Origin of the sequence: Paraflavitalea speifideaquila, assembly GCF_032395985.1 — a bacterium.
GTDB classification, from domain to species: Bacteria; Bacteroidota; Bacteroidia; order Chitinophagales; family Chitinophagaceae; genus Paraflavitalea; species Paraflavitalea speifideaquila.
The window spans coordinates 8,048,933-8,064,077 of record NZ_CP135920.1 but is presented as its reverse complement, the minus strand read 5'-3'; the positions used below and the strand labels follow the sequence as shown (position 1 = coordinate 8,064,077).

Here is a 15,145-nt window from a genome sequence, read left to right as displayed (position 1 = left end):
GATCCTTGTCACCCATTTACTGGAGTCAGCCTGCTGAATCCTGTCCGTCACCAGCGATTCAAAGGGAATGGCGGGTGAAACCAGCCGATGGTCCGACATGTATTTTTCCAGTTGATGAAAGCCATTGCGTATAGTGCCTGGCCCCCGTTTATTTCAGTAACCAGTGCATTGCCCGGCACCATTCGTTTGAAAGCAAAGCGGTCTGTACTATTGATTACTTTATTAACCGGCAGCCCTACCATTACTTCTACTTGCGTCCCGCCTGTTTTTCGTAAATGTACCATCGGTGGATTGGTCACTTGGGCCCCTGCTTTGTTGATGTATTGCTGTAGTTGATTGATTAACCTGTAGATGTTGGCTTCATCTGGCTCCTGATTGAGCGTTTGCCTTGTCATGACCAACAAGCTGTCCGTAATCTTGCTGCGTGTCACCCGGATTTGGTAGATATTTTGTTCGTCACTTAGGAAGTAGGCCATTTGTTGCAATAGATTCGTCATATCCATTTGTAACTTCTTCGCTTCCCGTAGTTGCCCCCTCCTTTTAATGGGGTTGAGGCTTGATTGCAATTGATAGTCCCATGAAATTTTGATCGAATCATTTCCATAGGGCATCATCGACAACATCCCACTGCTCGTATCTCCTTCATGATCTACCAACATGTCTACACCTGTAAGATAGATATGCCTGGCTTTAAAAATTCGTCCATTGAGGTGATAAGCATCTCCTGTAATACTCGCCTGTCCACCTGGCCACCAGCCTGCCCATTTACTGTTGTCCAATAAAAAAGGTTGTGCTGCTTTTGATTGACGGGTACCAATGCCATCACCGATTTTCGGATCGTCGATGGTATGTATAGATAGGGCAGAACAAGGTAAATAATTCCCCCAAGACGATGGCAACAACTAATCTAACCATAACCTTCAATTAAGCAATACATGATTGAATTGGTGTATTATCCTCCGCTTCTAAATGCTGTGTCCTGTATGTTATGCTACATCCTTCTGATGATCAATAATAAACTGGATGATCTCTTCCAACGGCACATTGATCCTCGACAGAGCATCCGTAATATCATCCCGGTTTACCTGGGCGGCAAAGGAGGGGTCTTTAATTTTTCAATACACTTTTTACATCCATACCTTCATAGCGAATGGGCCGTATGAGTGCCGATGCATGAATAAGGCCCGAAAGCTCATCAAACATATAGATCATTTTATCCATCGTATTATTAGGCTCTACACCAAAATAACGTGGTCCGTGCGAGGCGATACAATGAATAACTTCCGGATCTATATGGCGGCGTTCCAATTCTTCTATGATTATGCGGCAATGGTCATTGGGGTGTTTTTCCCAGTCCGCATCGTGCAGCAGGCCAGCTAGTTCCCATTTTAAGGCTGTCGTAGCATCAGCTCCTTCCCGTTCCAGTGCCCAGGCCTTCATCACCGCTGCCACTTGTTTCATGTGTAGCCGCAGCCGTTCATTTGGTACCCATTCTTCCAATAATTGATGCGCCTCCTCATTGGGCATTAGTTTACCCGCATCTGCCGGATCGCCAAAAACATTCCTGCCAAGATTATAAATTGCCATTCCGTAATATTAAGAAAGCCGGGAGAGCTTTCCAAATAACCGGGTAGTACTTATAGTGAGCTTCTTCGTATAGAAAAATTTCTAGACCTATTTCCTTCCTCATGCAATTCCCAATCCATCCACCTCCCATTCACCATTTCGCGTCTCATTACCCGAAGCAGATCGCGGTTCCCCTACAATCACTTTTACCAGCGCCAGCGCCCCGCCAAAAGCTACCATCCCATTCTCCTCACTTAACCTATTCAGCCTTCGCCGTTTTCGTTTGCTGGTAGCTTCCTTCGGTACATTGTCCAGTCGCGCGTAAAGCAATACCCCCAAAGCTAAAAACATAGTATAACCTGCAGGAATGCTATTTCGGTAACTAAACCGCAATTCCTCAACCGGCTCCTTAGTATTGGGAATCCGTTCAGTGGCCCAAAATTCGTTTACATAATGTCCATTTTCGAAATCTATAACTGCCCCTCCGCAGATCAGCTGAAGATGTTCTACATACTTAGGAGCCGTAATATCTTTCGTAGGCTTGAATCCAGGTACTTCAATAAATATTTCACCCTTCAATGGGTCCGTAGTTATTTCAATCCCAGGCGCAAAAACATCCTGTAAGGACAGATGACGGTTAAACTGAAAACCTTCAAGCATTGAAAGGTTACCCTTGTAGGCCATTCGTTCCCCAAGTCGGTTTTCCTTGTCCTGTTGTACCATCTTCAGCAACTCCCGGTTCATCCGGCTGCTCAGCTTACCGTCTGCTATAGGAAATAACAAGCGAGCTAAAGCCCCGCGTAAGATCTGCCCGGTGTGAATGCTCGTTTTAAACTCTGCCGCATTTTGCATCGTGGCCAGGTAAGTAGGCTTCGTTTTTACCTGCTCACCCGTCACCCTCGACTTTTTCCTGACCAATGCCCCATCATCCGGGTGTTCATAAAAAGTTAACTCATCTATCGTTCCCTTAATGGGCATTATGCCTATTTGCCTGGCCATCCAAGGTAGTTTTAGTTGTTATCCTGCTTCGCAAAATCCTTCCCCGGCAAGTACGAAAAATGGGAACCCCCGGTTTCTAAATTTATACAAATAAATGCAGGTGACAAATTGGCGGTAATTAAGCCGGGCTCAGGAAGAAGTAGGAGCATAATAAAGCATGGCACCTCAGTAGAATAGCCGCAGATCACCCGTCTTTCAGCCGTAGATCATCCATCTTTCAAGTAAACTGATCATAAACTTAAAGTAAACCGGAAGTAAACTTGAAGTAAAGTGAAAAGGTGATTTTCGGTGCAAACTGGCTGGCAGGGCAGCCTGGAGGAGGAGAAAGGAACAAATATCGTTGGTAGATCGAAGCCATAGATTTGCACATTTTTGATAGCATAAAAATACTGATAAAATGTCATATTGGGCCCGCTTCTACCCTGATTTAATCTTCAAAAGCCCTGAACAATCCCATTTAGTAGAGGGCTGTAATTGAAATGCTGTATTCTCGCCTTCCCCTCCTCCTGCATCCCTGCCTTCTTCACCTCCCATTCTGTATGCTGTCTCCTGTCTTCTGTATTCTTGTATTTCCCTTCCCAAAATCCGCCATCCACGCACCTTTCACCCCTCCTCTAAAATTAATATGCAAAATATTTATTGAAAACCAATGCTTTGCGCGGGTGCGATGAAAAATAACTTCCCGTATTTATTGTTTATCGACTTACATCTCCCTACCTTTGCACCCCATTTCATTCCACCGGGTTGGCGGTGGGCCCTCCTCAAGAGGGATAACATTAAAAAAGAACAAACAAAATGAGCAAATTACATTTCACTACAAAGCATGCGAATGCGGCTACCGTAAAACACAACTGGTATGTTGTGGATGGTACCAATCAAACCGTGGGACGCGTGTGCGCTAAAATAGCTGCTGTTCTTCGTGGTAAGAACAAGGCCTATTATACGCCACATGTTGATTGCGGAGATTATGTTATCGTTATCAATGCCGAAAAGGTAAAGTTTACCGGTAACAAAATGGAAGATAAGGAATACCTCACTTTCTCAGGTTATCCTGGTGGTCAAAAAGCCGAAGTAGCTAAAGACCTGCTCAAACGCAGGCCCGAATTAGTGGTTGAGCGCGCAGTTAAAGGCATGTTGCCTAAAAACCGCCTCGGTCGCAAAATGTACAAGAAATTATTTGTGTATGCCGGCGACAAGCACGAACATGCTGCACAAAAACCTCAACCATTAACTTTCTAATTGTAAATATTACATGGAAAAGCAAAAAAACGCCGTAGGTCGTCGTAAAGAAGCTGTGACAAGGATTTTCCTTTCCAAAGGAACCGGTAAGATCACAGTCAACGACAAAGACTACAAAGAATATTTTTCACTGGTATACCTGCAAAATCAGGTAGAACTCCCTTTGAAAACAGTTCAATCCCTCGACAAATTTGATGTAAAGATCAATGCAGCCGGCGGTGGTGTAAAAGGACAAGCAGAAGCTGCCAAGCTGGGTATTGCCCGTGCCCTGGTAGAACTCAACGCTGAATTGCGTCCTTTACTGAAAGCAGCAGGCGTTCTGAAACGTGACCCCCGTTCTGTTGAACGTAAGAAATTTGGTCATAAGAAAGCCCGCAGAAGCTACCAGTTCTCTAAACGTTAATATATACAGGCTGAAAGCTGCCAGCTACTGCCTGATGGCTTTCAGTTTCTATAAGAAACACTATCTAAAATTGCTAACGGCTAACAGCTAATAGCTAAAAGCTAAAAATAAAAATGGAAAATAACACTTCATTGCAACAGCAACTCCTGGAAGCTGGTGTACACTTTGGTCACCTGCGGAAGAAGTGGAACCCCAAGATGTTGCCTTACATCTTCGCCGAGAAGAAAGGTATTCACATCATCGACCTGAATAAAACTACTGAACACCTGCAGGAAACCGCAGCTGCCCTCAAACAGATTGCCCGCAGCGGTAAAAAGATCATGTTCGTAGGTACTAAAAAACAGGCGAAAGAAATCGTTACCGAATGCGCTAAGAAGATCAACATGCCTTACGTTACCGAGCGTTGGTTAGGTGGTATGCTTACCAACTTCAACACCGTTCGTAAAAGCGTAAAGAAAATGCAAAGCATCGACAAAATGCTGGGCGATGGTAGCGCAGAAAGCCTCACCAAGAAAGAAAAACTCACACTCGGCCGCGACCGCGATAAAATGGATAAAGTACTGGGTGGTATCGCTCAACTGGGCCGCGTACCTGCCGCTTTGTTCATCATCGATATCGGCCATGAGCACATCGCGCTCGCTGAAGCTAAACGCCTCGGCATCCTTACCTTCGGTATGGTGGATACCAACTGCGACCCCAATAAGGTTGACTTTGCTATCCCTTCCAACGATGATGCTACTAAATCAATCGCAATCATCACACAATACATCACTGCTGCAATCGCTGAAGGTCTGGCTGAACGTCAGGCTGCTAAAGACGAAGAAGTAGAAGAAACAACAGACGACGAAAAAGAAAGGAAAGCAGCACGCATCCAGGCTGAAGCAGAAGCCGAAGCAGGCCGGGGCGGTCGTGGTGGCGCTCCCCGTGGTCAAGGTGGCCCCGGTGGTGGCAGCGGTCACCAAGCTAAACGCCGCGTTCCAGGTGGTGGTGGTCGCAGAGGCGGCGGAAGATAATTCCTCCCAATCATAACCATTTTAGAATCCAGAATTCCGAGTCTCACCATTCTGAATTCTGGATTCTGACTTCTTGGCAAAGACGAATAGACCGTTTAGCTTAATAATTTAGTAACTGAAATGCGTGCGCCGCAGGATTTTTGTGAAGCATTTTGCATGAACGCATTTTCAAATCTTCAAATTATCAATTTTTCAAATTAATCTTATGTCTACTGTTGCTATTACAGCCGCTGATATTAACAAATTGCGCCAGATGACTGGTGCCGGTATGATGGACTGCCGCAAAGCCTTAACTGAAAACAATGGCGATTTTGAAGCTGCTATTGACTGGCTTCGTAAAAAAGGCGCTAAGGTTGCTGCCCTCCGTGGTGATCGTGAAGCGAAAGAAGGTGTAGTATTGGCTAAAACAACTGCCGATAACAAAGCTGGTATCACCCTTTGCGTAAGCTGTGAGACCGACTTCGTAAGCAAAAATGCCGACTTCGTTGCCTTTGCACAAAGCATCATGGATGCTGCTGTTGCTGCCAACGTGAAAAGCATTGATGAACTCAATACTGTTGCCATCGGCGGTGCTAAAATTGCCGACCTGGTAAATGATAAGTTAGCTTCTATCGGCGAAAAGATCGGTATCACCAAGTTTGAACGCGTTGATGCTGATTATGTAGCCTCTTATATTCACGGTGCTAACCGCATCGGTGTACTCGTAGGTTTCAACAAACCCGCTGCCGAAGCTGGTAAAGACGTGGCTATGCAAATCGCTGCCATGAATCCTGTAGCCGTTGATGCTGACTCTGTTCCTGCTGCTACGGTCGACAGAGAAAGAGCCATCGTTACAGAACAGATCAAGAACGATCCTAAAATGGCGGGTAAACCCGATGAAATGATCGCTAAGATCGCAGAAGGTAAACTGAATGCATTCTTCAAAGAAAGCACACTCACCAGCCAGCCTTTTGTAAAAGACAACGGAAAAAGCGTAGGCGACTACCTGAAATCTGTCGACAGCAGCCTGAAAATTACCGAATTCAAAAGAGTAGCTTTAGGTTAATCACTTTATTGCGAAGGTTTCATTACCAATACAATACATTGAAAAGGGCGCCTAAGCGCCCTTTTTATTTTCATTATCTCTAGACTACCCCTAAAATAGTTGCTAAATCGTTTTTCTATTAACATTTTATTGCTAAATTTATATGCTGCTCATGCTAACAGAATTGCTTTAACTAACTGATTCAACACTACTGCTGAATGAGCGATTATTGTTTGCACCATATTATTGCCGGTATCCGCAACCGAGACCGCGCACTATTCTCCGATCTGTTCGACAGGTATTCACACACCATGTACCTGATTGCACTGGATATTCTCAAAGACCATGAACTGGCACGCGATACCGTCCAGGAAGCATTCCTGAAACTCTGGGAAAAGTCTGATACCATCCATATCCAAACCTCTATCAAAAGCTACCTTTTCCGTACCTCCGCCAACCTGGCCATTAATAAGTACAAGAAAGAAAGCCGCATCGTACACCAGAATGAATTACACGTTATTATAGAGCCAAAGGCACCCACCGAAAACAGAGCCGAAGAAAAGAATTTGAACAATACATCCACCATGCCATCGACTCCCTGCCCCCCCAGTGCAGAAGGGTTTTTACACTCAGCCGCTTTAGCGACATGAGCCCTCCCGATATTGCACAACACCTCAATATCTCCATCAATACCGTCTATACCCATCTCACCATGGCTATCCGGATTATCAAAGAGCGGTTGAAAAAGAAGAACTTTTTTTAACAACCACTAATTGTACCCTTTTCCTTATTTGTCTTATATATACACAATGCACGAGCAGCACGAAAAACTGGAACAAATACTGGCTTCACTTGAACAGCCGGATAATACCTCTTTGCAGGATCAGATCCGGCAATGGATGGATGCCAGTGCCGAAAACCGTGCCTACTATGAAGAAGTAAAGCGTATTTGGTTTACCGGTAATGAACCAGGAGATATGGAATATGATATCGAAATGGAAAAGAAACGATTCTTCAACCGTGTTGACGGTGAAGCGCCGGTAGCACCCATCAAAAAGATCAACTGGTTCCCGAAGATCGCAGTAGCTGCCATACTCTTGATCGCCGCAGGTATAGCTCTTTGGAAAGGAATGTTTACAGGAGCTGATTCCTTTAAGTCCATCCAAACTGCCCGGCTGGAAAGAGATAGCATTGTACTCGCAGATGGTAGTAAAGTATTCCTCCATGGAAGCTCACGCCTGCGTTATACCGTGCGTATGAATGGCCCCCAAAGAGAAGTATGGCTGGAAAAAGGAGAAGCATTTTTGATATCGCCAAAGACCCAGCACATCCATTTGTTGTGCACATCGACAGTGCTGTAGTAGAAGTGTTGGGTACCAGCTTTGATGTGCGCATCACCAATAACACCGTTTCCGTTGCCGTGGCTACCGGTAAGGTTGGTTTTACAGGAAGCAACAAACGGGTAAAGGCCCTGCTAAACCCCGGATTAATGGGCATGTATGCAAATGGTGATTCATCTATTCGCATAACCCAAAACAGCAACCAGCTGGCCTGGAGAACCGGCGAAGTGAAGTTTTCCAATTCACCCTTGCCCGAGGTACTGGCTACTATCGAACAAGTCTATGAAGTGGGCGTCGACATGGCCCCCTCACTAAATAAAACAAGAGTCACAGCTACCATCAATAACCTGTCACTCGAAAAATAATGACACTGTTGCAGGCTAGCCTTGATATCAGCTTTACAAAGCTTGACAGCATGACCTATAAAGTTCGCCCAGCCCGGTAGTACACCCTTTACCGCGGCATTCCGATTCAATTTTCACTTTCTTATTAAAACTAACTGTTATGAAGCAATTTGTACACCTCGTACATGGCCTTCGCATGCCCTTACCTGAACGGGCTGCATTCCTTACTGTCATCATCTTTTTAACGGGGTTATTCCCTGCCCATGCCAATGGCAACCAGGACCTGCTGGAACGGCGCATTACCATCCAGCTTTCCAAAGCACCCCTCACCGATGCCATACGGCAAATAGAATCAGCATCCCATACCAGCTTCTATTTTGATCAAAAGATCCTCGATGGCAGAACCGACCTCATCACCTTGGATGTAAAAACACCACCCTTAAAAAAGTATTGACACAGGTATTCCCACCCGCCAAATACGATTTCTTTCAACTGGAAGCACAGATCGTAGTTAAACTCCGCCCTGTTAGGAAACCCCCACCCCTAACACCGATAAAACACCGCCTGCCGAAATATTGATCACCGGTACCGTCAAAAGCGAAGCCCTCAACCAACCACTATCCGGCGTAACCGTTACCGCTTTGCCAGCCAATAGATCAGTAGCTACCGATGTCAATGGATTTTTTCGTATCCAGGCAAATCAAGGCGATTCAATCGAATTTACCTATGTTGGTTACCAACGTCAGGTAATTCCTATTCGTGAGCGGATTGTCCTGGATGTATCCCTCCAGGCCACACAGGGCGGATTGAACGAAGTAGTAGTCGTGGGCTTTGGTAAACAGAAAAAGATCAGCCTCGTAGGCGCCCAATCCACCGTTGATGTCGATGAACTCAAACAACCTGTAGCCAACCTAAGTACTACCCTCGCCGGCCGCATTGCTGGCGTGGTAGGCGTTCAGCGTTCCGGTGAACCAGGAAGAAATGGCGCTGATATCTGGATCCGTGGTATCTCCACTTTCAATGCTTCCAATGAAGCACGACCCCTTATATTGATAGATGGCGTTCCAAGAGATATCAATAGCCTTGATCCCGAAGATGTTCAATCCGTCACCATCCTAAAAGACGCCTCTGCTACTGCCGTATATGGCGTACAGGGCGCCAATGGCGTGATCCTTATCAAAACAAAAAGCGGTAAGGCCGGTAAAACTTCCTTCAATGTAAACTATAATGAAGGTTTCATGACCTTCACCAGGATACCCGAACTCACCGATGGTATCACTTATATGAACCTCACCAACGAGGCCATGAAAGCCAGTAATATCCAACCCAAATATTCACAGGAATACATTGATAAAACTGCCTCCGGCGAAGATCCCTATGTATATCCCAATGTGGATTGGATGGATGCCCTCTTTGATAAATGGTCCCACAATAGGCGCCTCAATCTTAGTGCACGCGGTGGTTCCGAAAGAGCCAATTACTATGTATCCCTGGCCTATTATGATGAAAAGGGTTTTCTTAAAACCGATGGCCTGGAAAGCTACAATACCGATACCCGTTTTCGCAGGTACAACTTTACCAGCAACCTCAACCTGCAGCTTACCGGTACCACCCGTTTTGAACTGGGCATACAAGGTTATATCACCAATGGCAACTATCCCGGTATAAGCTCGTCCGATGCTTTTGCACAAGCCATGCAGATCACCCCCGTCCTATTTCCCGTGATGTATCCCGGCGACTATGTACCTGGTCAAAGCTCCAATGGCGACCAGCGCAACCCCTATGCAGATATTACCAAACGCGGCTTTCAGTCAACCTATGGCAACCAGTTGTACACCAATGGCCGCCTTACACAAGACCTGGGTTTTTGGTTACCCGGCTTATCGGTTACTACCATGTATTCCTTTGATACCTATAATTCACAAACACTCAGCCGTACCAAAAGAGAAGATACCTACTATGTAGACCAGGTAAATCCACGCAAACCCGATGGATCACTCAACCTACTGCAAACCTGGCAGGGCAATAACTCACTGGCCTATAGCAATGCTACTTCTGGCAACCGCCGCTTCTATACCGAATCGGCTGTTAACTATGACCGCGATTTTGGCGATCATCATGCCAGCGGCATGTTGCTCTATAACCAAAGTGATATGACCAATGCTACTGCTGGCGACCTGGTTAGCTCAATTCCTACCAGGTACCGTGGACTGGCTGGCCGTACCACTTACTCCTGGAAGGACCGCTATTTTGCTGAGTTTAACTTTGGTTACAATGGCTCAGAGAACTTTGCTCCCAATAGCCGCTTTGGATTCTTCCCTTCTTTTGGCCTTGGGTGGATCGTTTCTTCCGAGAAATTCTTCAAACCATTACGCAATGCCGTTCAGTTCCTCAAAATACGTTTCAGCGATGGACTGGTAGGTGCGGGTAGTGGTGGCCGCCGTTTTGGCTACCTCACTTTTGTCAACAGTGGCGCCGCAGGTTATACCTATGGTACCAATCGCGGTGGCCGGGCAGGTGTGGAAATATCTGATTATGGAACAGAGATCACCTGGTCCGAAGCACGTAAGATGGACCTGGGTATTGAGTTCAAAACTTTCAACAACAAGATATCCGTCATTATAGATTTCTTCAAAGAACACAGAACAGGTGTATTCCTTCAGCGTGGCAGCTTGGCCAATTTCGTTGGCCTTACCAACCGCCCCTGGGGCAACCTGGGTATCATCGACAACAAGGGCGTTGATATGACCATTGAAACCGCTCCCATGTATGTAGGCAATCTGGCTATATCCATGCGTGGCAACTTTACCTATAACAAAGACAAGGTGATTGAAAATGATAACCCCACGCCCAAATACCCCTGGATGGAACGCAGGGGCCTCAACTACTTGTCGCGATTTGGCCTCATAGCAGAAGGATTGTTTCAAAGCGATGATGAGATCAGCAAAAGCCCCAGATCTTCTTACGGCCCTGTACGTAAAGGCGATATCAAATACAAAGACCTCAATGGCGATAATATCATCGACTCCTATGATCAAACACGTATTGGCCGTGGCGATGTACCAGCCATCGTATATGGCTTTGGATTCAATTTTGAATGGGACAGAAAAATATACCTCAGTACTTTCTTTCAGGGCGTATCACAAGCCGATAGGCTGATCTCAGGAGATGGCATTGTTCCATTTTCCAATAGCATCGGTGCCGATAGAAGTAACCTGTATGCCATTGCCACCGACCGCTGGACAGAAGAGAACCCAAATCCTAACGCATTTTATCCCCGCCTAGGTTATGGCAATGCCGTTAATGCCAATAATATCCAGGCCAGTAGCTGGTGGGTGAAGGATATTAGTTTTCTGAGATTGAAAACAGTGGAGTTGGGATACCGGCTCAATGTAAACAAACTTCAGGCAATTGGTATTAAGACGGCTACTCTTTTTGCACAAGGCGTTAACCTCCTTACGTTCAGCAAATTCAAGTTGTGGGATCCGGAACTCAACACGTCCAATGGTACCTCCTATCCCAATGTGATCACCATTTCTGTTGGCTTACAGGCCTCTTTCTAAAAATACAACACTGCATTATGAAAAAGATTCATTTCCTCTATATAATCCTGGCAGCAGCTATTGCCATCAGCTCCTGTAAAAAAGGGTTCCTCGACCAGGTGCCCGATGACCGCCTTACTACAGATGATATTTTTGAAAGCCAAAATACTACACTCGACTTCCTGGCCAATGTATATAGCTATATTCCCGATGAAGGCAACCAGCGTTTTGTAACCAGCGGAGGCGCTGGCCCTTGGATCGCGGCTGCCGACGAAGGCAAGTATACCTGGGATTTTGTAAGCAGCAACAATATCAACCTGGGCTCCTGGAATGCTACCACTGGCTTTGTAGGGTCTTTCTGGCAGCGATATTACCGCGGCATTCGCAATGCCTCTTATTTTATGAACAATGTGGCTAAGTGTGTTGAACTGGGCCCTAAGCTCATTAAACAACATGGCGCCGAAGCAAGGGCCTTGCGCGCTATCTTTTATTTCTATCTCATTCGTATATACGGCCCTGTACCCCTCACAGGGGAAAACCCCATTTCGCCCGACGCTTCCTTTAATGATGTACAACTAGCCCGCAACACCTTCGATGAATGCGTAAATTATATTATTACTGAGTTGGATAAAGCAGCCCTTGATCTGCCTGTTAAAATGCAAGGAGATAACAAAGGCCGCATTGACCAGGCCACCGCACATTTATTCAAACAACAAACCCTGTTGCTGGCTGCCAGCCCCTTATTCAATGGCAATCCGGATTATGCCAACCTGAAAAATGAAGATGGCAAGGCCCTCATGCCAGCGCAATACGATGCCAATAAATGGAAACTGGCTGCCGATGCTGCCAAATCATTCATTGATAAATACGTTCCCACTTACTTTACTCTTTTTACCGATAAAGATGCAGCGGGTAAGGTAAGCCCTTATTTATCCTGCCGCAATGTGATGCTCAATGACTGGAATGATGAATGGATCTTTGGCCGTCCCTCCGCATCCATTGGTACCATTCAATACGACAGAACACCCTACCATGCAGGTGCTGCCAATGAAGCTAAAGGCGGCGGTGGCTTGGGTGCTACACAAAACATCGTAGATGCCTTCTTTATGGCCAATGGACAGAGTCCCTATAATGATGATGGAACCATCAATCCTCAATCCGGTTACCTGAATACAGGCTTTAGCAGCTTTAAAGCCCCTTATGATGTACAAGCCCGTCAAACCCATAATATGTGGGTAAACCGTGAGCCCCGGTTTTATGTAGATATTACTTACGACAATAGTCTTTGGCTCAATACCAATACCGGCAATATTGTAACCACTGTACAGTATTCGGGCAATTCCGGGGTGAAAAATACCGGTAGCGATCACAGCCCCACCGGCTATATTGTTCGCAAGAATGTGGCCCTGGGCAACTGGAGCAATGGCAACCGCGCCTTGGTACTACTCCGCCTGGCCCAGGTATTCCTCGATTATGCGGAAGCCCTTAATGAGGCCGATCCCGGCAATACACTGGTATTGTATTACCTCAACCAGATCAGGGAACGCGCGGGTATTCCCTATACGGCGTAGGCGCCGATCCATTGCCAGTACCGGCAGGTCAGGTCGCTATGCGCAATGCCATCCGCAAAGAACGCCGTATTGAACTGGCTTTTGAAAGCACCCGCTACTTTGATACCCGCCGCTGGAAAATTGCCGAACAAACCGATAAAGGCCCCATGTATGGCCTTAACATCAATGCCGATGGAACTGCTTTCTATAATGTAGTGCCTTTTGAAACAAGGGTATTTGAAAAGAAGCATTACCTGTTTCCCATACCACAAGGTGAAATTGATGTAGATAAGAAACTTGTACAAAATACAGGATGGGAATAACTGTTTGCACAGCACAGAGGAATATACAATTTGAATGCATTAAACCCTTCAAACATGAACAACCGAACGATCAAAATAACCTGTTTTACAATATTGATGTTGTTTTCTATACAGGCAGCAGCACAAGATATTATTTCTTATGGCGGAACACTTACCGTATCACAGGATAACCCCGGCGGACCGGGTGGAGGAGAAGGCTCCTTGAAGCTCATCGATAACAACCCAAATTCAAAAATATATGTAGGGGGTGTTGCCCTGCCTTGGTATATGCAATGGCAATGCACCAACCCGGCCAGGGCCGCACAATATGTACTTACTTCAGGTGGTGATGCCCCTACCCGCGATCCTAAGAACTGGCAACTAATGGGCTCCAATGATGCAGCCAGCTGGACCACCCTTGATACACGTGCCAATGAAGTATTCAGCGGTCGTAACCAGGCCCGTATTTTTGATGTGCCTGCCGCAGTTCAGGCTTTGTATAAATATTATCGGGTAACTATTTCCGCTACCAATGGAAGCTCCGCCTTCCAGCTGTCCGAATGGCGCTTATTGGAAGGATTGCCACCTGCGCCACCTACGGCACTAGCTGGACTAGCCACGGCAGGTTCCGAAGTGCTATTGAGCTGGGAGGACAACGCACCCAATGAAAGTGGTTTTGAAGTAGAACGATCCGAAAACGGTGTCGACTTTATTAAAGTAACTACCACCCCAGCCAATCAATTAAATTATGCTTCCACCGGTTTATTGGTGAATACTCCTTACCAGTTTCGCGTAAGGGCTATCAATACCTATGGCAACTCGGCCTGGTCCAATACCATTGTAATACCCACCCTCAACCAAAGCGGTATCCTGACCGATGTAACAGATGATGGCGGAATACTGGCCGTTTCAAAAGACAATGATGGGGCCCCACAGCCAATGAAGGATCATTAAAACTGATCGACAATAGCTATAGCACCAAGTTCCTGATCTTTGGCGCCATGCCCACAGATGGTTACTGGGCACGATATCGCGCACAAAATCCATGGGTCGTTACCAAATACACCATCACCACCGGTAATGATGCCGCTGGCCGTGATCCCAAAACCTGGAAATTCCAGGCTACCAACGATACCCTGGGTACCTGGACGGATCTGGATACCCGCACCGGCGTTACCTTACCTGCCCGCTCCACAGGCTACACCTTTGCATTCGCCAATACCAACCCCTATACCTATTTCAGGTTGCTCGTTACACAGAATGGTGGCGATGGTGGTATCATGGGCCAGATCAGCGAATGGAAATATGGGGCATGAGTCCCAATGCCCCCAAAGTACCCGCCAACCTCGATGTAACAGCAGTAACCTTTACTACTGCCACTTTAAAGTGGACCGACAACTCCACCAACGAAACCGGCTTTGAAATAGAAAGATCAGAAGATAGCCTCAACTTTGAAGCTGCCGGTACTGCAGCTGCCAATGCAACAACGTATGAAGTGCCCAACCTGCTGGGCGGCTTTAAATACTACTTCCGTATCCGCGCAGTGAATGCTGCTACCAAATCCATCTGGAGCAAAATAGTGGATACCATTACAGATTATGATCCCAACCTGCCCCTTACACCACGTAACCTGCAGGGGGCTCCACTATCCGAAACTGCCATATCCCTTACCTGGGATGACCGCTCGAACAATGAAACCGGCTTTGAAATAGAACGCTCCGTGAATGGCATTAATTTCATTCCCTTGCCAGCGTAGCGGCAGAGATAGAAACCCATACCGATAACGGCCTGAACCTCGCCTCCCGGTATTATTACCGCGTAAA

18 protein-coding genes are annotated in these 15,145 nt (G+C 46.3%); 15 read left to right on the top strand and 3 right to left on the bottom strand.

From position 1 onward, the window contains the following. Positions 1-47 precede the first annotated feature (47 nt). From RS881_RS55315 to RS881_RS55305, 3 genes are all read right to left on the bottom strand, one after another. Positions 48-779 (bottom strand): GyrI-like domain-containing protein, encoded by a 732-nt coding sequence (locus RS881_RS55315; protein WP_315818596.1) that lies wholly within the window; start codon positions 777-779, stop codon positions 48-50. 328 nt (positions 780-1,107) lie between these two features. Further along, positions 1,108-1,587, bottom strand: coding sequence for a hydrolase (locus RS881_RS55310; RefSeq protein ID WP_315818595.1), 480 nt, complete (start codon positions 1,585-1,587; stop codon positions 1,108-1,110). 99 nt (positions 1,588-1,686) lie between these two features. Beyond that, on the bottom strand, positions 1,687-2,565 hold the full coding sequence (locus RS881_RS55305; RefSeq protein ID WP_315818594.1) for a hypothetical protein: 879 nt from the start codon (positions 2,563-2,565) through the stop codon (positions 1,687-1,689). A 795-nt stretch (positions 2,566-3,360) separates the two neighbouring features. On the opposite strand from RS881_RS55305, the gene rplM reads away from it, so the two are divergent. The 15 genes from rplM (at position 3,361) to RS881_RS55230 (ending at position 15,078) form a co-directional block, all read left to right on the top strand. After that, entirely contained in the window at positions 3,361-3,804 is a 444-nt protein-coding gene (gene rplM, locus RS881_RS55300) for a 50S ribosomal protein L13 (RefSeq protein ID WP_315818593.1), read from the top strand. A 13-nt stretch (positions 3,805-3,817) separates the two neighbouring features. Further along, entirely contained in the window at positions 3,818-4,207 is a 390-nt protein-coding gene (gene rpsI / locus RS881_RS55295) for a 30S ribosomal protein S9 (RefSeq protein ID WP_315818592.1), read from the top strand. A gap of 113 nt (positions 4,208-4,320) precedes the next feature. Continuing rightward, the gene (gene rpsB, locus RS881_RS55290; protein WP_315818591.1) at positions 4,321-5,220 is read left to right on the top strand and encodes a 30S ribosomal protein S2; all 900 of its coding nucleotides are present in this window, start codon (positions 4,321-4,323) and stop codon (positions 5,218-5,220) included. A 205-nt stretch (positions 5,221-5,425) separates the two neighbouring features. Continuing rightward, a complete protein-coding gene (gene tsf / locus RS881_RS55285; protein WP_315818590.1) occupies positions 5,426-6,265 on the top strand; it encodes a translation elongation factor Ts in 840 nt (279 codons plus the stop codon). A gap of 197 nt (positions 6,266-6,462) precedes the next feature. Next, positions 6,463-6,894: an RNA polymerase sigma factor gene (locus RS881_RS55280; protein ID WP_315818589.1), complete on the top strand. Its 432-nt coding sequence runs from the start codon at positions 6,463-6,465 to the stop codon at positions 6,892-6,894. Continuing rightward, positions 6,822-7,007: a sigma factor-like helix-turn-helix DNA-binding protein gene (locus RS881_RS55275; protein ID WP_315824936.1), complete on the top strand. Its 186-nt coding sequence runs from the start codon at positions 6,822-6,824 to the stop codon at positions 7,005-7,007. Before RS881_RS55280 ends, RS881_RS55275 begins: the two co-directional genes overlap by 73 nt. A gap of 46 nt (positions 7,008-7,053) precedes the next feature. Next, positions 7,054-7,605 (top strand): hypothetical protein, encoded by a 552-nt coding sequence (locus tag RS881_RS55270; protein ID WP_315818588.1) that lies wholly within the window; start codon positions 7,054-7,056, stop codon positions 7,603-7,605. Beyond that, entirely contained in the window at positions 7,584-7,949 is a 366-nt protein-coding gene (locus tag RS881_RS55265) for a FecR family protein (protein WP_315818587.1), read from the top strand. The genes RS881_RS55270 and RS881_RS55265 overlap by 22 nt, the downstream gene beginning before the upstream one ends. Positions 7,950-8,088: 139 nt before the next feature. Beyond that, positions 8,089-8,382: a hypothetical protein gene (locus RS881_RS55260; RefSeq protein ID WP_315818586.1), complete on the top strand. Its 294-nt coding sequence runs from the start codon at positions 8,089-8,091 to the stop codon at positions 8,380-8,382. 121 nt (positions 8,383-8,503) lie between these two features. After that, positions 8,504-11,491 (top strand): SusC/RagA family TonB-linked outer membrane protein, encoded by a 2,988-nt coding sequence (locus tag RS881_RS55255; protein WP_315818585.1) that lies wholly within the window; start codon positions 8,504-8,506, stop codon positions 11,489-11,491. A gap of 17 nt (positions 11,492-11,508) precedes the next feature. After that, complete coding sequence (locus tag RS881_RS55250; RefSeq protein ID WP_315818584.1) at positions 11,509-13,041, top strand: RagB/SusD family nutrient uptake outer membrane protein; 1,533 nt, start codon at positions 11,509-11,511, stop codon at positions 13,039-13,041. A gap of 38 nt (positions 13,042-13,079) precedes the next feature. After that, entirely contained in the window at positions 13,080-13,343 is a 264-nt protein-coding gene (locus RS881_RS55245; RefSeq protein ID WP_315818583.1) for a RagB/SusD family nutrient uptake outer membrane protein, read from the top strand. 54 nt (positions 13,344-13,397) lie between these two features. After that, positions 13,398-14,276: a fibronectin type III domain-containing protein gene (locus RS881_RS55240; RefSeq protein ID WP_315818582.1), complete on the top strand. Its 879-nt coding sequence runs from the start codon at positions 13,398-13,400 to the stop codon at positions 14,274-14,276. Between the two features lie 47 nt (positions 14,277-14,323). Then, positions 14,324-14,638 (top strand): hypothetical protein, encoded by a 315-nt coding sequence (locus RS881_RS55235; protein ID WP_315818581.1) that lies wholly within the window; start codon positions 14,324-14,326, stop codon positions 14,636-14,638. Next, the gene (locus RS881_RS55230) at positions 14,635-15,078 is read left to right on the top strand and encodes a fibronectin type III domain-containing protein (protein ID WP_315818580.1); all 444 of its coding nucleotides are present in this window, start codon (positions 14,635-14,637) and stop codon (positions 15,076-15,078) included. The genes RS881_RS55235 and RS881_RS55230 overlap by 4 nt, the downstream gene beginning before the upstream one ends. Positions 15,079-15,145: the final 67 nt, after the last annotated feature.